The sequence below is a fragment of the Pseudonocardia sp. P1 genome, from assembly GCF_000178675.2.
In the GTDB taxonomy this organism is placed as follows: Bacteria; Actinomycetota; Actinomycetes; order Mycobacteriales; family Pseudonocardiaceae; genus Pseudonocardia.
In genome coordinates this window covers 6,148,362-6,167,204 of the sequence record NZ_ADUJ02000001.1, presented here as the reverse complement: position 1 = coordinate 6,167,204, position 18,843 = coordinate 6,148,362, and the positions used below count along the sequence as shown (strand labels likewise).

Annotated in this window: 18 protein-coding genes; 7 read left to right on the top strand and 11 right to left on the bottom strand. The window is 73.6% G+C overall.

Annotated features, from left to right (window positions below):
- Window positions 1-64 precede the first annotated feature (64 nt).
- From PP1_RS28620 to PP1_RS28605, 4 genes are read left to right on the top strand one after another with little or no spacing between them, the layout of a single operon-like run.
- Complete coding sequence (locus PP1_RS28620) at window positions 65-1,336, top strand: extracellular solute-binding protein (RefSeq protein ID WP_010224901.1); 1,272 nt, start codon at window positions 65-67, stop codon at window positions 1,334-1,336.
- Window positions 1,333-2,295 (top strand): carbohydrate ABC transporter permease, encoded by a 963-nt coding sequence (locus tag PP1_RS28615; protein ID WP_010224899.1) that lies wholly within the window; start codon window positions 1,333-1,335, stop codon window positions 2,293-2,295. Before PP1_RS28620 ends, PP1_RS28615 begins: the two co-directional genes overlap by 4 nt.
- Window positions 2,295-3,128 carry a carbohydrate ABC transporter permease gene (locus PP1_RS28610; RefSeq protein WP_029239211.1) on the top strand — a complete coding sequence of 278 codons (834 nt, stop codon included), beginning with the start codon at window positions 2,295-2,297 and terminating at the stop codon, window positions 3,126-3,128. Before PP1_RS28615 ends, PP1_RS28610 begins: the two co-directional genes overlap by 1 nt.
- A 35-nt stretch (window positions 3,129-3,163) precedes the next feature.
- Window positions 3,164-4,405 (top strand): ABC transporter ATP-binding protein, encoded by a 1,242-nt coding sequence (locus PP1_RS28605; RefSeq protein ID WP_010224895.1) that lies wholly within the window; start codon window positions 3,164-3,166, stop codon window positions 4,403-4,405.
- Between the two features lie 4 nt (window positions 4,406-4,409).
- On the opposite strand, the gene PP1_RS28600 is transcribed toward PP1_RS28605, so the two are convergent.
- From PP1_RS28600 to PP1_RS28590, 3 genes are read right to left on the bottom strand one after another with little or no spacing between them, the layout of a single operon-like run.
- On the bottom strand, window positions 4,410-5,873 hold the full coding sequence (locus PP1_RS28600) for a DUF2867 domain-containing protein (RefSeq protein ID WP_010224893.1): 1,464 nt from the start codon (window positions 5,871-5,873) through the stop codon (window positions 4,410-4,412).
- 60 nt (window positions 5,874-5,933) lie between these two features.
- Window positions 5,934-6,242: an AzlD domain-containing protein gene (locus tag PP1_RS28595; RefSeq protein WP_075314398.1), complete on the bottom strand. Its 309-nt coding sequence runs from the start codon at window positions 6,240-6,242 to the stop codon at window positions 5,934-5,936.
- Window positions 6,239-6,946, bottom strand: coding sequence for an AzlC family ABC transporter permease (locus PP1_RS28590; protein WP_010240435.1), 708 nt, complete (start codon window positions 6,944-6,946; stop codon window positions 6,239-6,241). Before PP1_RS28590 ends, PP1_RS28595 begins: the two co-directional genes overlap by 4 nt.
- Before the next feature lie 54 nt (window positions 6,947-7,000).
- On the opposite strand from PP1_RS28590, the gene PP1_RS28585 reads away from it, so the two are divergent.
- Window positions 7,001-7,555 carry a helix-turn-helix domain-containing protein gene (locus tag PP1_RS28585; RefSeq protein ID WP_010240436.1) on the top strand — a complete coding sequence of 185 codons (555 nt, stop codon included), beginning with the start codon at window positions 7,001-7,003 and terminating at the stop codon, window positions 7,553-7,555.
- Here PP1_RS28585 and PP1_RS28580 read toward each other — a convergent pair whose 3' ends face one another.
- From PP1_RS28580 to thrS, 8 genes are all read right to left on the bottom strand, one after another.
- Window positions 7,556-8,881 carry a glycoside hydrolase family 16 protein gene (locus tag PP1_RS28580; protein WP_075314400.1) on the bottom strand — a complete coding sequence of 442 codons (1,326 nt, stop codon included), beginning with the start codon at window positions 8,879-8,881 and terminating at the stop codon, window positions 7,556-7,558.
- Window positions 8,882-9,799: 918 nt separating this feature from the next.
- The gene (gene pdxS, locus PP1_RS28575; RefSeq protein WP_033199523.1) at window positions 9,800-10,717 is read right to left on the bottom strand and encodes a pyridoxal 5'-phosphate synthase lyase subunit PdxS; all 918 of its coding nucleotides are present in this window, start codon (window positions 10,715-10,717) and stop codon (window positions 9,800-9,802) included.
- A 16-nt stretch (window positions 10,718-10,733) separates the two neighbouring features.
- Window positions 10,734-11,318, bottom strand: coding sequence for an NUDIX hydrolase (locus tag PP1_RS28570; RefSeq protein WP_212592110.1), 585 nt, complete (start codon window positions 11,316-11,318; stop codon window positions 10,734-10,736).
- Complete coding sequence (locus PP1_RS28565; protein WP_075315133.1) at window positions 11,315-12,478, bottom strand: glycosyltransferase family 4 protein; 1,164 nt, start codon at window positions 12,476-12,478, stop codon at window positions 11,315-11,317. The genes PP1_RS28570 and PP1_RS28565 overlap by 4 nt, the downstream gene beginning before the upstream one ends.
- Window positions 12,479-12,483: 5 nt before the next feature.
- Entirely contained in the window at window positions 12,484-13,410 is a 927-nt protein-coding gene (locus tag PP1_RS28560) for a phosphatidylinositol mannoside acyltransferase (protein WP_075314402.1), read from the bottom strand.
- The gene (gene pgsA, locus PP1_RS28555) at window positions 13,403-14,017 is read right to left on the bottom strand and encodes a phosphatidylinositol phosphate synthase (RefSeq protein ID WP_075314404.1); all 615 of its coding nucleotides are present in this window, start codon (window positions 14,015-14,017) and stop codon (window positions 13,403-13,405) included. Before pgsA ends, PP1_RS28560 begins: the two co-directional genes overlap by 8 nt.
- A 43-nt stretch (window positions 14,018-14,060) precedes the next feature.
- Window positions 14,061-14,663, bottom strand: a complete 603-nt coding sequence (locus tag PP1_RS28550) for an HIT family protein (RefSeq protein WP_010232723.1) — start codon at window positions 14,661-14,663, stop codon at window positions 14,061-14,063.
- Window positions 14,664-14,717: 54 nt separating this feature from the next.
- Window positions 14,718-16,766 (bottom strand): threonine--tRNA ligase, encoded by a 2,049-nt coding sequence (gene thrS / locus PP1_RS28545; protein ID WP_010232724.1) that lies wholly within the window; start codon window positions 16,764-16,766, stop codon window positions 14,718-14,720.
- A gap of 161 nt (window positions 16,767-16,927) precedes the next feature.
- On the opposite strand from thrS, the gene PP1_RS28540 reads away from it, so the two are divergent.
- On the top strand, window positions 16,928-17,935 hold the full coding sequence (locus tag PP1_RS28540; RefSeq protein WP_033199891.1) for an LLM class flavin-dependent oxidoreductase: 1,008 nt from the start codon (window positions 16,928-16,930) through the stop codon (window positions 17,933-17,935).
- A gap of 19 nt (window positions 17,936-17,954) precedes the next feature.
- The gene (locus tag PP1_RS28535) at window positions 17,955-18,329 is read left to right on the top strand and encodes a nuclear transport factor 2 family protein (protein WP_010232727.1); all 375 of its coding nucleotides are present in this window, start codon (window positions 17,955-17,957) and stop codon (window positions 18,327-18,329) included.
- The last annotated feature ends 514 nt before the right edge of the window (window positions 18,330-18,843 follow it).

Below are 18,843 nucleotides of genomic sequence, written 5' to 3'. Positions count from 1 at the left end.
GGCGGCATCGCGGTACGAACACAGGAGTTCGGAGTTGACCATGCGTCACGCACGGTGGAGAAGGGTGCTGGCCGCCGGTGTGGCCGCAGCCGCACTCGTCGGCCTGGCCGGCTGCGGGGGTGCACCCGCGGGCCCACCCGTCCTGAACTGGTACATCAACCCCGACGACGGCGGGCAGGCCGAGATCGCGGCCGCCTGCACCGCGGCGTCGAACGGGGCGTACCGGATCGAGGTCTCGACCCTGCCGCGCCAGTCCTCCGAGCAACGGCAGCAGCTGATCCGGCGGCTCGCCGCCAACGACAGCTCGATCGACATCATGTCGATCGACCCGCCCTACATCCCCGAGTTCGCCGAGGCCGGCTTCCTCGCCCCCGTCCCGCAGGACGTCGCGCAGCGCACCACGGCAGGCGTCGTGAACTCGGCGAAGGAGGGCGCGAGCTGGAACGGCGAGCTCGTGACGGTCCCGTTCTGGGCCAACACCCAGCTGCTCTGGTACCGCACGTCGCAGGTCGCGGCCACCGGTCTCGACATGTCGAAGCCCGTCACCTGGGACCAGGTGATCGCCGCGGCGCAGCGGCAGAACTCGACGATCGCCGCGCAGGGCATCCGCGCCGAGTCGCTCACCGTGTGGCTGAACGCGCTGGTGGAGTCGGGCGGCGGGGAGATCGTCACCAACCCGTCCCCTGAGGACCCCGAGGGGGTCGAGCTGGGGCTGGACTCGCCGGCCGCGACGAAGGCCGCCGAGATCATGAAGAACGTCTCCGCCGTCGGCGGGCCGGGCTTCTCGACCGCGTCGGAGGACGAGAACTCCAACGCGTTCCAGGCCGGTGACGCGATGTTCCAGGTGAACTGGCCGTTCGTCTGGGGCAAGGTGAAGAGCGCCGTCGAGGACGGCACCGTCGACCAGGCCACACTGGACGACTTCGGGTGGGCGATCTACCCGCAGGTCACCGCCGGCACCCCGGCCGCCCCGCCGTACGGCGGGATCAACCTGGGCGTCGGCGCGTTCAGCCCGCACGCCGACCTGGCCTACGACGCCACCGAGTGCATCGTGTCCGAGGAGAACCAGAAGCAGTACTTCCTCACCAACGGCAACCCCGCGGCCAAGACGTCGGTGTTCACCGACCCCGAGGTCGTGGAGGAGTTCCCGATGGCGCCGGTGATCGCGCAGTCGCTGCAGCAGGCGAAGCCCCGCCCGCAGACCGCGTACTACAGCGAGGTCTCGGAGTCGATCCAGCGCAACTACCACCCGACCGCGGGCATCGACCCGCCCGGCGTCGGCCCGGCGACCGCCGCCCTGATCAAGGCGGTCCTGGCGAAGGAGGAACTGCTGTGACCACGACGTCGGTGAAGCCCGGCACCGGGGACACCGCGGCCTCCCCGGCCGGTCGCGACCCGAGCGACCGGGCCCGGTCCGAGCAGCGGCTCGGCTGGATGCTGGCCGGCCCCGCGTTCGCCGTCATGCTGCTGGTCACCGCGTACCCGATCGTGCAGGCGGTCTGGTACTCGCTGTTCGACTACCGGCTGACCGACCCGGACAACATCTCGTTCGTCGGGCTGAACAACTACGCGGTGATCCTGACCGACGAGATCTGGTGGATCTCGTTCGGCGTCACCGTGTTCATCACCGTGGTCACGGTCGCGGTCGAGCTGGTGCTGGGCTTCGCCCTCGCCCTGGTGATGATGAACGCGCTCAAGGCCATCCGGCCGGTGCTGCGGGCCGCGATCCTCATCCCGTACGCCGTGATCACGGTCGTCTCGGCGTTCGCCTGGCAGTACGCGTTCTCGCTGGACTCCGGGTTCGTGAACTCGTGGTTCGACTGGGTGCCCGGCGTCGCCGCGGACACCGACTGGTTCGGCGGGACGTTCTCGTCGCTGTTCGTGATCTGCCTGGCGGAGATCTGGAAGACGACGCCCTTCATCTCGCTGCTGCTGCTGGCCGGCCTCGCCCAGGTGCCGGACGTCCTGCAGGAGGCCGCCCGCGTCGACGGCGCGACCTGGTGGCAGCGGATGTGGAAGGTGACCATCCCGAACATGAAGGCCGCCATCATGGTGGCCCTGCTGTTCCGCACCCTGGACGCGTTCCGGGTGTTCGACACGGTCTTCGTGATGACGAACGGCGCCAACGACACCGAGACGGTCTCGTTCCTGGCGTACCGGCAGACGATCGCCCGGGTGGAGATCGGGCTCGGCTCCGCGGTGTCGGTGCTGCTGTTCCTGTCGGTGGTCGTCATCTGCGTCGGATTCATCAAGGGCTTCAAGGTCGACCTGTCCCAGGCCCGAGGGGAGAAGTGATGTCCACCCGCGAGAAGGTCCTGTGGATCGTCGCCGGTGTCGCGATCGTGATCTACGCGCTGTTCCCGGTGGGCTGGATCGTGTCGCTGTCGCTGAAGTCGTCCGACGACATCGCGAACGGCCAGTTCCTCCCGACGGCGCTGTCCTGGGAGAACTACGAGCAGATCCTGGTCGGTGACGCCGCCGAGCTGTTCCTGCCCGCGCTGCGGAACTCGTTCGGCATCGTGCTGATCGCGACGTTCATCGCCTGCGTGCTGTCGATGTTCGCCGCCTACGCGATCGCCCGGCTCGACTTCAGCGGCAAGAAGCTGATCCTCTCCACCGCACTCGCGGTGGCGATCTTCCCGGTCATCTCGATCGTCACGCCGCTGTTCAACCTGTGGCGCCAGATCGGGCTCTACGACACCTGGCCCGGCCTGATCATCCCCTACCTGTCGCTGACCCTGCCGCTGTCGATCTGGACGATGTCGGCGTTCTTCCGCGAGATCCCGTGGGAGATGGAGCAGGCCGCGCAGGTGGACGGGGCGACGACCTGGCAGGCGTTCCGGAAGGTGATCGTCCCGCTGGCGACACCCGGCGTGTTCACGACGGCGATCATCGCGTTCTTCATCGCCTGGAACGACTTCGCCTACGGGATCTCGCTGACCTCCACCAGCGCGTCCCGCCCCGTGCCCGCGGCACTGGGGCTGTTCTCCGGCGCCTCCCAGTTCGAGTCGCCGAACGGCCCGATCGCGGCCGCGGCGGTGATCGTGACCATCCCCGTCGTCGTCCTCGTCCTGATCTTCCAGCGGCGGATCGTCGCCGGTCTGACCAACGGCGCCGTCAAGGGCTGAGAACCCCGTACTCAGGAGAAAGGAACCGACCGGCCATGGCGTCGATCGAGATGAAGAACATCGTCAAGAAGTACGGGGACGGCTTCCCGGCCGTGAACGACGTGAGCATGGACATCGCCGACGGCGAGTTCATGATCCTCGTCGGCCCGTCCGGCTGCGGGAAGTCGACCCTGCTCCGCATGATCGTGGGCCTGGAGGACATCAGCTCCGGGGACATGGTCATCAACGGCACCCGGGTCAACGAGAAGGCCCCGCGCGACCGGAACCTGTCGATGGTGTTCCAGAACTACGCGCTCTACCCGCACCTGTCGGTCTTCGAGAACATCGCGTTCCCGCTGCGCCTGGCCAAGGCGCCCGAGGACGAGGTGCAGAAGAAGGTGAACGACGCCGCGGGCGTCCTGGAGCTGCACGAGCACCTGCAGCGCAAGCCGGCCAACCTGTCCGGCGGCCAGCGCCAGCGCGTCGCGATGGGCCGCGCGATCGTCCGGGACGCGGACGCGTTCCTCTTCGACGAGCCGCTGTCCAACCTGGACGCCAAGCTGCGCGGCCAGATGCGGACCGAGATCGCCCGGCTGCAGCGCCGCCTCGGCATCACCACGGTCTACGTCACGCACGACCAGACCGAGGCGATGACCCTCGGCGACCGGGTCTGCGTGCTGCGCAAGGGCGTCATCCAGCAGGTCGCCTCGCCGCGCGAGCTCTACGAGCAGCCGGTCAACCTGTTCGTCGCCGGCTTCATCGGGTCGCCCCCGATGAACTTCCTCCCCGCGACGGTCTCCGGGAACACCCTGGAGACACCGTTCGGGCCGATCGAGCTCGACGCCGCCCGCGCCGGGAAGGTGCAGGGCAAGGAGCTGGTGCTGGTGGGGATCCGGCCGGAGTACTTCGAGGACGCGTCGCTGGTCGACGACGCCAAGAAGCACGTCGGCTCGACCTTCACCGCGAAGGTCGACGTCACCGAGTGGCTGGGCGACTCGCAGTTCGCCTACATCCCGTACGAGGCGCCCGCCGAGGTCGACGCGAAGCTCAAGGAGCTGTCCCGCGAGCTCGACTCCGACCAGCTGCGGACCCAGGCGATCGTGTCGATCGACTCGACGAGCCGGATCCGGGAGGGCCGGGAGGCCGAGTTCTGGCTGGACGCGCGGAAGATCCACGTGTTCGACCCGGAGTCCGGCGAGAACCTCACCCGCGACTCCGACGCCGGTGCCGAGCTGACCCGGATCGCGGCCGAGGACCGCGCGGAGCAGGTGGCCCAGGCCCGGGGCGAGGCCTCCTGACGGGTCAGAGGGCGCGGACGGTCCGGCGGTAGCGGGTTCCGGCGACACCGGTCAGCGTCTGCGCCATCACCGCGAACACGAACCGCTGGGTCGGGTACGCCGCCAGCCACGCCAGCCGTCCGGCGAGCCCGTGCGGGCGGAACCGGAGGGTCTGCTCGTAGCGGCTGGTCAGGCGTCCGGTCGGGCGGACCCGCAGCTCCAGGTGTGCGGTGCCCGGCAGCCGGGACGCCGCGCGCAGCACCAGCCGGGTGCCGGGCTCGACGGTCTCGATCACCCAGCGGTCCAGCGGTTCCCCGGTGACCAGGCGGGGCGGGCCGGTGGAGTGCCGGCGCGGCAGGTTCCCCGGCCCGCCCGCGAGCACGTCGAGGACCCCGGTCAGGGTCGCCGTGCCGGGGACGGTGTACCAGCCGTGCTCGCCGCCCAGGGTCTCGACGACCGACCACACCGCCGCGGCCGGGGCGTCGACCTCCTGGGTGTCGGTCGTCTCCCAGGACACCGGCCCGCTGCCGGGGGCGTCGGCGGGGCCGGGACCGGCGTCGCCGACGCCGTCGAGCGCGCGGCGGACCGCCGTCCGGTACGGCGTGTGACCACCGGGCGGCGGGCCGATCAGGGCGTCGAGGGCGGCGATGTCGCCGGGGTCGGCAACGAGCTCGTGCCGCATGGACTCGACGAGCGGCTCGGCGAGCCCGCGGGCGACCGGGGTGAGCGCGGCGACGGCACGGGCGGTGAGCCGCGGCGCGGACAGCGGCACCGGCAGCGGGAACGGCCGCACCAGCCCGGCCTCGGCGGCGTAGCCGCTCATGAGGCCGCGGTAGGTGAGGACGTCCGGTCCACCGATGTCGAAGGCACGGTCCACGTCGTCCGGCAGGTCGAGGCAGCCGGCGAGGGCGTGCAGCACGTCGTCGACGGCGACCGGCTGGATCCGGTTCCACGCCCGGTCCGGCAGCGGCAGCACCGGCGGGCCGCCCATCGCGGTCTCGGTGAGGTGGCGGATCATCTCGAAGCTCGCCGACCCGGTGCCGACCACGATCCCGGCCCGCAGGACGGCCGCGGGCACCGGTCCGGCCAGCAGGATGTCGCCGACCTCGCGGCGGGACCGCAGGTGCGTCGAGACGCGGCGGGCGTCGTCATCGGGCTGCAGCCCGCCCAGGTACACGATCCGGCGGACGCCCGCGGCGGCGGCGCCGTCGGCCAGCGCGTGCGCCGCCGCCCGGTCGCGGTCGGCGTAGCCGGGGCCGTCCATGGCGTGCACCAGGTGGACGACGGCGTCGGTCCCCGTGCAGGCACGGGTCACGTCGGCGGGGTCCTGGGCGTCCCCCGGGACGACGTCGACCCGCCCGGCCCACGGGTGCGCCGCGACCCGGCCCGGGGTGCGGGCCAGGACGCGGACGTCGTGACCGGCGTCGAGCAGGCGCGGGACGAGACGCGAACCGATGTAGCCGGTGGCGCCGACGACGAGGACGTGCATGCCGACGATCCTCGCCGCAGCAGGCCCACCGCGCGCGGTGGGGCCGCACCGGTGGCCCGCTCAGGGCAGGCCGGCGAGGCGGAGGGCGGCCGTCGTCCCGGCGGCGAGCACCACGACCAGCACGAACGGCACCCGGCGCCAGATCGCGACGGCGGCCACCGCGGCGCCGGCGGGCCGGGCCCAGCCGGCGAACTCCGCGCCCTCGAACCAGGTGCCGGTCGCGACGAGCGCGACCAGCAGCGCCACGGCGCCGAGCTCGACGAGCCGGACCGTCCGGCCGGAGAAGCCGACCCGGCCGTGGAGCAGCAGCGGGAGCAGCCGCATCGCGAAGGTGCCACCGGCCAGGACGAGCAGCGCGGGCGCGGTCATCGCCCACCACCGGGGACGGGCTCCTCGGCCGGACGCCCGGCCGCCCCGGCCCCGAGCAGCCCGGCGAGCACCGGGACACCCGCCGGCAGGAACGGCGCGCACGCCAGCGAGACGGCCGCGGCGGCACCCGCGACCCGTACGGCGTCGATCCGGCGCAGCATCGGGACGAGCATCGCGAGCAGCGCCGCCGGGAACGCCGCGTCCAGGCCGAACGCCGACGGGTCCGGCACCACGGCCCCCAGCAGCAGGCCACCGGCGGTGCCGAGCTGCCAGCACCCGTACTTGATCACACCGAGCGTCCAGAACGCCCGGCGTGCCCGCCCCTCGGATCCCGTGGTCCGGGCCAGGACGAACGCCGTCGACTCGTCGGTGATCACGTGCGCGGCCGGGACGCGGGACCAGCCGCCGCCGACGTGGCGGGCCAGCGCCAGCCCGAACGGCAGGTGCCGCAGGTTCAGCACGAGCCCGGCCGCGACGGCCGCCCAGATCCCGCCCCCGGCCGCCAGCACCCCGGTGACCAGCAGCTGCGCGCCACCGGCGAAGACCAGGGCCGACATCGCCATCGTCATGGCGGGCGACAGGCCCGCCGCCGGGGCGAGCGCACCGAACGACACCCCGACGACGCCGACCGCGACCGAGATCGTGACGGCGTCGCGGAGGTCCGACCGGGACTCCGCGCGCCGTGTTCGCTGCACCGAACGCATGGCCGCTACAGTGAACGCACTGCACGTCGTTCGTCAAGCCGAACGTGAGGACCGATGGAACGAACGCCACCACTGGCGGCGATCGCCGCCGCCATCCGCCGGGAACGCGAGCGCCTGGGGATCTCCTCGGCCGAGCTCGCGCGCCGCGCCGGGATCGCGAAGTCGACGTTGTCGCAGCTCGAGGCGGGGACGGGGAACCCGAGCGTGGAGACGCTGTGGGCGATCGCCGTCGTCGCCGGGGTGCCGTTCAGCACGCTGGTGGAGCCACCGTCGTCGCCGGTGCGGGTGGTCCGGTCCGGCGAGCGGCGCCTGATCCGCTCTGAGGACTCGCCGTTCGCCGCGGCCCTGCTGTCGCCCTGCCCACCGGGCGCCCGGCGGGACCTGCACGTGGTCACGTCCGGGCCGGGTGAGCCCCGCGAGGCGCACGCCCACTCCCCCGGGACGGTCGAGCACCTGATCGTCTCCGCGGGCCGGTGGCACGTCGGGCCGGCCGGCGAGGAGGTCGAGCTCGACCCCGGTGACTACGTCACCTTCCCCGCCGACCGGCCCCACGGCTACCGCGCCCTGACCGAGGGGGCGGCCGCCGTCCTGGTCATGGAGTACCGGTGATCAGGTCCCGCTCGGGCCGCGGGTCGCCGCCCCGGGCGCCCGGTCCGGGGTCCCCTCGGTGATCCGGTTCAGCAGACCGTCGACGAGCCCCTCGTCGTTGCCCGGGGCACCCCCGCCGGGCTCGGTCTCGGGCAGCGGGTACTGACGGACCCAGTCGACCTCCATCAGCGACGGCTTGACGTCGCCGCCGCCGCCCTTCGGGAACCAGTCGAGCTGGATGGTCAGGTGCATCGGGCCGGGCGGCAGGATCGACGTGTCGTCGGTGTGCCACCACTCCTTGCCGTCGACGAACGCGGTGATCCCGTCCGGCCGCCACTCGACCGCCCAGTTGTGCCACTGCGTCGCGTCGATGTCGACCGAGCCCTGCACCTGGCTGTTGTCCTCGCCGTAGTGCAGGAACAGCTCGGTCTTCTGCCGGGTGTGGTCGGTCATCTCCATGAAGTCGACCTCGCCACCGACCGGGAAGTTCTCGGCGGTCGGCCAGAGCAGGAGCAACGCGTTGTACGACGGGTCCGACGCGGGAGCCCGCACCCGGCCCTCCCAGCGGCCGTACTTCTGGCTGCCCTCGGACCAGGCCATCCCGCCGGTGGTGCCCTCGGCGTCGCCGTTGATGGTGAGGATGCCGTCCTTCACCGACGCCGCCTCCGGGGAGCGACGGCCCTCGCCGCCGTGCCCCTCGCCGTCGTACATGTTCCAGCCCTGGATGGTGTCGCCGTCGAAGTCGTCGACCTTGTTCGGCTGTCCCCAGTTCCGTGCGACGGCCGCGCTGCTCTCGGCACCCGGGAACGCCGCAGCCGGAGGGGCGTTCGGGTCGGCCGGGGCGGGCGGGGCCGCCGGTGCGGGCGGAGCCGCCGGAGCGGCCGCGGCGCCACCGGTCCCGCAGTCGGCGGGATCGGAGCCGGCCTGGTCGTCGCCGCCCTGGTCACCGGACTTCTGGTCGGCCGGGGCTCCCTGGTCGCCGCCCGAACCGCTGTCGCCGCCGGAGGCCTGGTCACCGCCGCCCGAGCCCTGATCGCCGCCCGCGCCGCCGTCGTCACCGGAAGCGCCGTCCCCGCCGGAGCCACTGTCCCCACCGGAAGCCTGGTCGCCGCCCGAGCCCTGGTCGCCGCCCGAGCCGCCGTCGCCACTCGAACCGCTGTCACCGCCGGAACCACTGTCCCCGCCGGAACCACTGTCGCCACCGGAACCGCTGTCGCCACCGCTGTCGCCGCCCGAGCCCTGGTCGCCACCCGAACCGCCGCCGTCGCCGCCGGAGTCGTCGCCGTCCGGACCGTCCGCCTCGGGCCGGGCCGGCGCGCCGGGAGCGGAGGCACCGGGCGCGGACACCTCGGGCGCAGCAGCCGAGCCGGCCGGACCGGGAGCAGCGCCGGGAACCGCGGCGCCGGGAGCGACCCGTCCGGGCCCCTCTCCCGCCGCGGGAGCTCCGGGACCGCCGGCGGGCGCACCCGGCGCGACCGGCGACGCACCACCGGCAGCGGCGCCCTCACCGGACCCGGAGCCACCACCCGAGCCGCCGTCATCCCCCGAGCTGCTGTTACCACCCGAGCCGCTGTCACCACCCGAGCCGCCGTCGCCACCCGAGCCGCCGTCACCGCCGGAGCCCCCCTGAGCCGAGTCCCCACCGGAGCCCCCGGAGCCTGAGTCACCGCCGGAACCGCCGGAACCGGAGTCGTCCCCGGACCCGGGGGCGCCGGGCTTCCCCGACCCGGCGCCCCCGTCGTCCCCGGAACCAGAACCGGAACCGGAGCTCCCCGATCCGGATCCGCCCGACCCCGGGTCCCCCGATCCCGAGCCGCCCGATCCGGGCGCACCGCCCGGGGCGGGGCACTCCACGGCCGCCGGCGTCGCGCCCGGTCGATCGGTCGTCCCGGTGTCGGCGAACGCCGCGGCCGGGATACTGATCATCATCGCGGCGGCGACCGCCGCGACTCGCACAGAGCGTCCCATCAGGCTCCTCCGCCCCAGTGGTCTCGTGATTCGCATAGGAACGTAATCGCCACACAGTCACCACGCGCCCCGAGGTCATCACATCGAGTAGGCAACCCTGCCCGCGAGTGAGTGCAGAACGTGCCCGAATCGGACACACCCCGCGACCGAGTGACGGAGTTGTTCACTCGGCCGGGTGTTCACCCCGCAACGGTCAGGTCGGAGCGGGCTCGGATCCGCCGGGAGAGACGCCCCGGGAACGACGAGAGCCCCGCCCGGCGTGGTGCCGGACGGGGCTCGTCGAGACGGTGCGGAGGGCTACCAGCCGCGGGAGGCGTAGCGCTGGTCCTCCGGGATGTCCGGGATGTTGATGCCGACCATCGCCTCGCCCAGGCCGCGGGAGACCTTGGCGATCATGTCCGGGTCGTCGTGGAAGGTCGTGGCCTTCACGATCGCCGACGCACGCTGCGACGGGTTGCCGGACTTGAAGATGCCCGAGCCCACGAACACGCCCTCGGCGCCGAGCTGCATCATCATCGCCGCGTCGGCCGGGGTGGCGATGCCGCCCGCGGTGAACAGCACGACCGGCAGCTTGCCGGAACGCGCGACCTCGGCGACCAGCTCGACCGGGGCGCGCAGCTCCTTGGCCGCGATGTAGAGCTCGGCGGCGTCCAGCGACGCGAGCCGGCCGATCTCGGCGCGGATGGACCGCATGTGCCGGGTCGCCTCGACGACGTTGCCGGTGCCGGCCTCGCCCTTCGAGCGGATCATCGCCGCGCCCTCGGAGATCCGGCGCAGCGCCTCACCGAGGTTGGTGGCGCCGCAGACGAACGGCACCGTGTAGGCCCACTTGTCGATGTGGTGCGCCTCGTCGGCGGGCGTGAGGACCTCGGACTCGTCGATGTAGTCGACACCCAGCGACTGGATGACCTGCGCCTCGACGAAGTGCCCGATCCGCGCCTTGGCCATGACCGGGATGGACACCGCCTCGACGATGCCGGAGATCATGTCCGGGTCGGACATGCGGGCGACGCCGCCGTTCGCGCGGATGTCGGCGGGAACGCGCTCGAGGGCCATCACGGCCACCGCGCCGGCGTCCTCGGCGATCTTCGCCTGCTCCGGGGTGACCACGTCCATGATCACGCCGCCCTTGAGCATCTCGGCCATACCGCGCTTGACCCGCGCGGTGCCGTGCTGCGGACCGGCGTCGTCCAAGGTGTTATCGGCTGCGGACACGGGTGATCGGAGCTCCTCACATGACAGTCGGGTAACGCGCCGAGTCTACGTCAGAGACGTGCGGACCGGCCGCCGGTTCCGGGTCGGCGATCTCGAAGTACACCGGCTCCGGAGCGGTCCCGTACAGGCGCAGCCGGCGCACCATCCGGCGCGACCGCAGTGCCCGGGTGTCGCGGACGGCGTCGTTGTGCACCCGGCGCGCCAGGATCACCAGCTGCTGGGCGTCGCCGAGCTCCGCCTCCAGCGCCGGCGCCAGCCGCCCCGCCCCGACGACGGCGAGTTGCCTGGTCAGCGTGTTCTCCGCCGTCTCGCGGGCGACCCGGCTCCCGGCGGGGTCGCGGCCGTCGGCGGCCGGGGCGGAGCCCGCCGCAGCGGCCGTCGCGGCGTGGCGCAACCCGGGGGGCGCGGCCGGCCCGAGTGCGTCGGCGACCCGCAGCGCGACCGCCGCGCGTCCGTCGAGGGCCGTGCCGAGCCCGGCCCGGGCGGCGTCGACGCGGACGTGCAGCCGGTGCAGCCGGGCGACGCGTGTCCGGCACCACACGGTGAGGGCCGCCACGACCAGCACCGTCGCGACCACCAGCGTCCACAGCAGCGGGCTCATGACGGCGCGCTCCCCCACCGGGCCGGGACGGACCGGCCGCCGCCGTCCGGCGCGGGCGGCGCTGCGGCGAGCGCCGCCCGGTACACCCGCAGCACGTCCTGCGTGACCACGCCCCAGTCGTACCGCGCGGCCCGGGACCGTCCGGCGGCGGCCGACGCGGCGCGGGCCGCGTCGTCGTCGAGGAGGCCGGCCAGTGCACGGCCGAGGGCGGCCGCGTCCCCGGCCGGGACGAGCCGGCCGGCGCCTCCGAGCACCGGGCGGAACGACTCGATGTCGCCGGCGACGACCGGGGTGCCCGCGGCCATCGCCTCGGTGAGCACCATGCCGAAGCTCTCCCCGCCCCGGTGCGGCGCGCAGAACACCTCCGACGCGCGCAGCGCCGCCGCCTTGGTGGTCTCGTCGACGGGGCCGAGCAGGTCGATGCGGTCGGCCAGACCGGGCCCGGCGGCGCGGAGCAGGGCGTCGCCGTCGCCGCGCCCGACGACGAGCAGCCGCAGACCGGGCCGGTCCGCGGCCAGCGGGCGCAGGGCGTCGAGCAGCACCGGCATGCCCTTGCGGGGCTCGTCGTAGCGCCCGACGAACCCGATCCGGCGGCCGGGCGGGAGGCCGGGGACGAGGTCGTCGAGGGCGGGGCCGTCGGCGAACCGGGCGACGTCGACGCCGTTGGGGATCTCCGTCGCGTCGCCGCCGAGGTGCTCGACCTGCACCCGCCGCGCGGTGGCCGACACCGCGATCCGGGCCGTCACCTTCTCCATCAGGGGGCGCAGGAGCCCGCCGAACGCGGCCAGCGCGCGGGAGCGCTCGGTGGAGGTGTGGAAGGTCGCGACGATGGGGCCGCGGGCGGCGAGCAGGGCGAGCACCGACACCGAGATCGTCGTGGGTTCGTGCAGGTGCAGGACGTCGAAGTCGTGCTCGGCCAGCCAGCGCCGGGCGCGCAGGTGGGTGCGCGGGCCGAACGTGACGCGGGCGACCGAGCCGTTGTAGGGGACGCCCAGCGCCCGGCCCACCGTGGTCACGAACTCCGGCGCCGGGCCGGCCGACGGCGCCAGCACGTGCACCCGGTGCCCCCTGGTCCGCAGCGCGGCCGCGAGGTCGAGGACGTGGTGCTGCACTCCCCCGGGCACGTCCAGGGAGTACGGGCAGACCATTCCGATCCGCAGCGCCGTCATGCCCGCACGCCCCGGATCGGCTGGAGCATGTGCCAGTCCTCCGGGCGCCGGGCGATCAGCTCACCGAACGCGTCCGCCAGTGCCTGCACCGCCTTCGCCTCGGCGGCCCGGTCGGGGACCGGGATCTCGGGGCCGACGTGCACGCCCCACGCGTCACCCGCGAACACCGCGTACGCCGGGTGCAGGGCGGCGCCGGTCGCGCGGGCCAGCCGGGCCGGCCCGGCGGGGAGGCGGGCGGGGCGGCCGAGGAACGAGACCTCGACGCCGGTCCCGGACAGGTCGCGGTCGGCGACCAGGCACACGACGCCGCCCGAGCGCAGGCGCGCGGTCAGCGCCCGGTGCGCCGTCCGCGGGTCGTCCGCCGTCACCACCTCGAAGCCGAGCGAGTGGCGGTAGTCGAGGAACCGCCGGAACAGCGACTCGGGGCGCAGCCGCTGCACGACCGTCGTGATGGCGGGCTCCAGCCCGAGCCGGGCGAGCTCGCGCACCATGTAGACGCCCGCGACGTCCCAGTTGCCGGAGTGCGGCAGCGCGTAGAGCACGCCGCGACCGGCCCGCAGCGTCTCCAGCGAGGGCCCGATGCCGTGCACGTGGGGGTGCATCGCGTCGTGCACCGCGTCCGGGTCGAGCGACGGCAGCGCGAACGCCTCCCGCCAGTAACGGGCGTAGCTCCGCATCCCCCTGGCGACCAGGTCGTCGAGCTCGGCGGGGGTCGCACCGGGGCGGACCCTGGCCAGGTTCTGCCGCAGCCGTCGCACCCCCGGGCCGTCGCGCCGGGTCGCGAGGTCGGCGGCGGCGTCGGACACCCACTCGACGACGCCGGCCGGCAGCCGCCCGGCCACCGCCCAGCCCGCCGCGTACCCGGCCCCCGCCAGCGCCTCCCGGACCCGCTCGACCGCGCCGGGATCGGCGGCGTCAGGCACGCGGCACCTCGCGGGAGCTCCGCCGCACGGCCAGGATCCGCTGGCCCAGGGTCACCACCGTCCCGATCGCCAGCACGACCAGCGCGACGGTCAGCGCGTACGGCACACCCAGCCCGGCCAGGAACGCGCCGAGCAGTCCGAGGATCAGCCGCTCCGCCCGCTCGACCAGCCCACCCTCGGCGGTGAGCCCGACCGACTCGGCGCGGGCCTTCACGTACGACACGATCTGCCCGCCGACGAGGGCGACCAGCGCGGCACCCGCCGCGATCGGCTCGTCCCCCGCGGTCAGCGCCCACCAGGCGAGTCCCGCGAAGAGGGCACCGTCGACCATCCGGTCACAGGTGGAGTCGAGCACGGCCCCGAACGGGGTGCCGTGGCCGCGTGCGCGGGCCATCGCCCCGTCGATCAGGTCGGTCAGCACGAACAGCGTGACCAGCACCGATCCGATGACGAGCCATCCGGCGGGCAGGAACCCCACCGAGCACGCGACGGCGCCGACGGTGCCGAGCACCGTCACCGTGTCCGGGCTGACGCCACGCGCGACGAGTGCGCGCCCCACCGGGTCGGTGAGCCGGTTGACGTGCCCGCGGGCGAACAGATTGAGCATCGTGGGCGACGTACTCCCTCACGGACGGGCCGATGCGACCAGCCTAGTCGGCCCCGGGGGTCGCGCGCCGTGGTGGTTCCCACGCCGCGGCGAGCTGCGACCGGGTCTCCGCGAGCAGCTGCGGGATCACCTTCGTCTGACCGACGACCGCGATGAAGTTCGCGTCGCCGCCCCACCGCGGCACGACGTGCTGGTGGATGTGCTCGGCGAGCGACCCGCCCGCCACGTGGCCGAGGTTCAGCCCGACGTTGAACGCGTGCGGCGCCGCGACCTTCTTCATCGTCACCACGGCCTGGCGGGTGAAGTCCATCAGCTCCGCCGTCTCGGAGTCGGTGAGCTCCTCCAGATCCGCGACGTGCCGGTACGGCAGCACCATCAGGTGCCCCGGGTTGTACGGGTGCAGGTTGAGCAGCGCGAACACCTCGGCACCGCGGGCGACGACGAGGTTGTCCGCGTCCGCGTCGGCCTCCGTGCCGGTCCCGGCGCCGTCGCCGGGCTCACCGATCGTCTCGCCCCGGCCGATCCGGCAGAACGGACAGCCGGTGTCCGAGGCGCCCTTGATGTAGGCCAGCCGGTGCGGGGTCCAGAGCCGGGCGAACCCGTCGGGCGTCCCGACCCCCTCCTGCGGGACCCACTCCTGCTCCATGGGCCGATCCTATGGGGCGGTGGCCGGGACGCGGTCCGGGGTTCGGGCGGGGGTTCAGGCGGGCTGGAAGGACTCCGCGCCGGGCGAGGTGTTGGTCCGCGACCGCACCCACGCGACGATCGACCGGACGGCGTCGTCGACCGGCACGCCGTTGGTCTGCGAGCCGTCGCGGAACCGGAAGCTGACCGCGCCCGCCTCCACGTCGCGGCCGCCCGCGAGGAGCAGGAACGGCACCTTCTGCAGGGTGTGGGTGCGGATCTTCTTCTGCATGCGGTCGTCGCCGGCGTCGACGTCGATCCGGATGCCCTCCGCACGCAGCCGCGCCGCGATCTCGCGGACGTAGTCCTCCTGGGTGTCGGTCACCGGGATGCCGACGACCTGCACCGGGGCCAGCCAGGCCGGGAACGCGCCGGCGTAGTGCTCGGTGAGCACGCCGAAGAACCGCTCGATCGAGCCGAACAGCGCACGGTGGATCATGACCGGGCGCTGCCGGGATCCGTCGCCTGCGGTGTACTCCAGCTCGAACCGGTCCGGCAGCATCAGGTCGACCTGGATGGTCGACATCTGCCAGTAGCGGCCGATCGCGTCGCGGGCCTGCACGGAGATCTTCGGCGCGTAGAACGCGGCGCCGCCCGGGTCGTCGCGGAGCTCCAGCCCGAAGTTCCCGGCGGCCTCCCGCAGCGCGTCGGTGGCCTCCTCCCAGAGCTCGTCGGAGCCGATCGACTTCTCCGGGTTGCGGGTGGAGAGCTCGAGGTAGAAGTCGTCGAGGCCGTAGTCGCGCAGCAGGTCCAGCACGAACTGCAGCAGCGAGCGGATCTCGTCCTGCATCTGGTCGCGGGTGCAGTAGATGTGCGCGTCGTCCTGGGTGAAGCCGCGGGCCCGGGTGAGGCCGTGCACGACGCCGGACTTCTCGTAGCGGTAGACGGTGCCGAACTCGAACAGCCGCAGCGGCAGCTCCCGGTACGACCGCCCGCGCGACGCGAAGATCAGGTTGTGCATCGGGCAGTTCATCGGCTTGAGGTAGTAGTCGACCGCCGGCCGCTTGAGCTGCCCCTCGGCGTCGTACTCGGCGTCGAGCTGCATGGGCGGGTACATGCCGTCGGCGTACCAGTCGAGGTGCCCGGACAGCTCGAACAGCTGTCCCTTGGTGGCGTGCGGGGTGTAGACGAACTCGTAGCCCGCCGCCGCGTGCCGCTCCCGGGAGAGGTCCTCCAGCTCCTTGCGGACGACGCCGCCCTTCGGGTGGAAGACCGGCAGGCCCGAGCCGATCTCGTCCGGGAAGCTGAACAGGTCCAGCTCGGAGCCGAGGCGCCGGTGGTCGCGGCGCTCGGCCTCGGCGACCCGCTCCAGGTAGGCGTCCTGCGCCTCCTGCGACTCCCACGCGGTGCCGTAGATGCGCTGCAGCTGCGCGTTGCGCTGGTCCCCGCGCCAGTACGCGGCCGCGGACCGGGTGAGGGTGAAGGCCGGGACGAACTTCGTGGTCGGCAGGTGCGGGCCGCGGCACAGGTCGGACCAGACGACGTCGCCGGTGTGGGCGTGCACGTTGTCGTAGACGGTCAGCTCGCCCGAGGAGTCGACCTCCATGACCTCGGAGTCGTCGCTGCCCTTGAGGTCGACCAGCTCCAGCTTGTAGGGCTCGTCCGCCAGCTCGGCACGGGCCTCGTCCCGGTCGGCGAACCGGCGCCGGGAGAACTTCTGCCCCGCCTTCACGATCTTCTTCATCGCCGACTCGATCTTCTTCAGATCCTCGGGGGTGAAGGGGGTGTCGACGTCGAAGTCGTAGTAGAAGCCGTCGGTGACCGGCGGGCCGATGCCCAGCCGGGCCTTCGGGAACAGCTGCTGGACGGCCTGGGCCAGCACGTGCGCCGCCGAGTGCCGGATGACGCTGCGGCCCTCGTCGGTGTTCGCCGCGACCGCGACGACCTCGGTGTCGGCCTCGGGTGCCCAGGCCAGGTCGCGCAGGGTCCCGCCGGCGTCGCGGACGACGACGATCGCCTCCGGGCCGCTGGTCGGCAGCCCGCCCTCCCGGATGCGCGCACCGGCGGTCGTCCCGGCCGGCACCCGGATCGGGGCGGACGCGGGCGGGGCGGGCGGTGCGGACACGGTGCGGCCTCCAGGGCTGTCACGATCGGTGGGCTCCCCGGGGAGCCCGGTGGAGTGGCGTCGATGCTAGTAGGGCGCTGCGACCGGGTTCCGCGGGCGGTGACGTTCGGCGGGAGCGGTCCCCCGGGAAGACGCACGGCGCGGGTGGCGTTGGGCCGACCGTGGTCCCCCTCTCCGTGCTCGATCTCGTCCCCGTGTCCGACGGCTCGTCCGCCACCGACGCGCTGGCCCACAGCACCCGGCTGGTGCAGCGTGCCGAGGAGCTCGGCTTCACGCGCTACTGGGTGGCCGAGCACCACGCGATGCCGGGGATCGCGAGCTCGTCGCCACCGGTCCTGATCGCGCACCTGGCCGGGGCGACCGAGCGGATCCGGGTCGGCTCGGGCGGGGTGATGCTGCCCAACCACCGGCCCCTCGTCGTCGCCGAGCAGTTCGGGACGCTGGAGGCGCTGCACCCGGACCGCATCGACCTCGGTCTCGGGCGCGCGCCGGGCACCGACCCGGCGACGGCCGCGGCGCTGCGCGGGATCGACGCCGCGCAGCTGAACGCCCCCGACGACTTCCCCGACCAGCTCGTCGAGCTGGCCTCGTACTTCCGGGGCGACGCCGACGTGCTCGCGGTGCCCGCGAAGGGCAACGCGCCGTCGCTGTGGCTGCTCGGCTCCTCCGGCTACTCGGCGAAGGTCGCGGGCATGCTGGGGCTGCCGTTCGCGTTCGCGCACCACTTCTCGGCCCGCAACACGATGCCGGCACTCGAGCTGTACCGGGAGCACTTCCGGCCCTCGGCGATGCTGTCCGAGCCGTACTCGATGATCGCCGCATCGGTGTTCTGCGCCCCGACCGGCGACGCCGCCCGCGAGCTCGCCCTGCCCTCCGCGCTGCAGTTCCTGCACCTGCGGCTCGGTGACCCGCGCGAGCTGCCCGGCCCCGAGGAGGTCGCCGCCTTCGAGTGGACGGACGCGGCGCGCGCGTTCGTCGAGCAGCGGCAGGCCGACCAGATCATCGGGGACCCGGCGACGGTGCGGGCCGGGGTCGAGGAGCTGGTGTCGCGCACCGGCGTCGACGAGCTGATGGTGACGACGGCGACCTACCGCGGCGAGGACCGGCTGCGGTCCTACGAACTGCTGGCCGACGCCGTCGGCGTGCCGGGGGCCACGACCGCGGCGTGAGCACGGCATCATCGGGCCCATGACCGACACCGCCGCCCGGTTCCGGTCCGCGATCGAGGCCGGTGACCCGGACGCCGCCGTGGACCTGTGCACCGACGACGTCGAGTTCCGCTCCCCCGTCGTCCACCGTCCCTACCGGGGTCGCGCGCCGCTGCGCGCCGTCCTCGGCGCGGTCGTCACGGTGTTCGAGGGCTTCCACTACGTCGGGGAGTTCGCCGGCGAGGACGGGCACGTCCTCGAGTTCGCCGCGACCGTGGGCGACCGCGAGGTGCAGGGCGTCGATCTCCTCCGGTTCGACGACGACGGCCGCGTCCGGGAGCTCACCGTCCTGGTCCGGCCGCTGTCCGCCGCCGAGGCGCTGCGTGACCGGATGGGCCCGCTCCTCGGCGGGTGACCGTGCGAGTCCGGCGCCGGGTGCAGCTCACCGTGTCCGGACGCCCGGTGGTCCGGTGGCCGCGTGCGTGCGCGGCCGTCCGGCCCGCGGGGCCCGGCGCGTCGTCGCAGTCAGACGTCCGTTGCCCGACGGAGTGATCGGCGGCGTCGTCCTGGTCCACCCGGCGCAGGCACGATGGTGCGAGCGGCGGACACCGGCCGAGGCGTTCGGTCACGCGCTGCCGCACCACCCTGATGACGTGCCGACATTCGAGTGACGTCGATCAGGTGGGCACATCGCAACCCGCCGGTAACTCGTTCACCCGGCGAGCACGCACGTGCCCGGACCCCGTGACCGACGGCCCCCACCGGCCGGAACCGTGAGAGGAGAGGCGGTTGACCGCAGGCCCGCCCCCGCCCCCGCGGTCCCGACGCTCCGCCGACGAGTCCGATCCGTACGGTTTCGCCCGATCCGTCCGCACCGAGGAACGCCCGGGAGGACGGCACGGCAGTGACCAGGTCGCCCGGGAGGACTC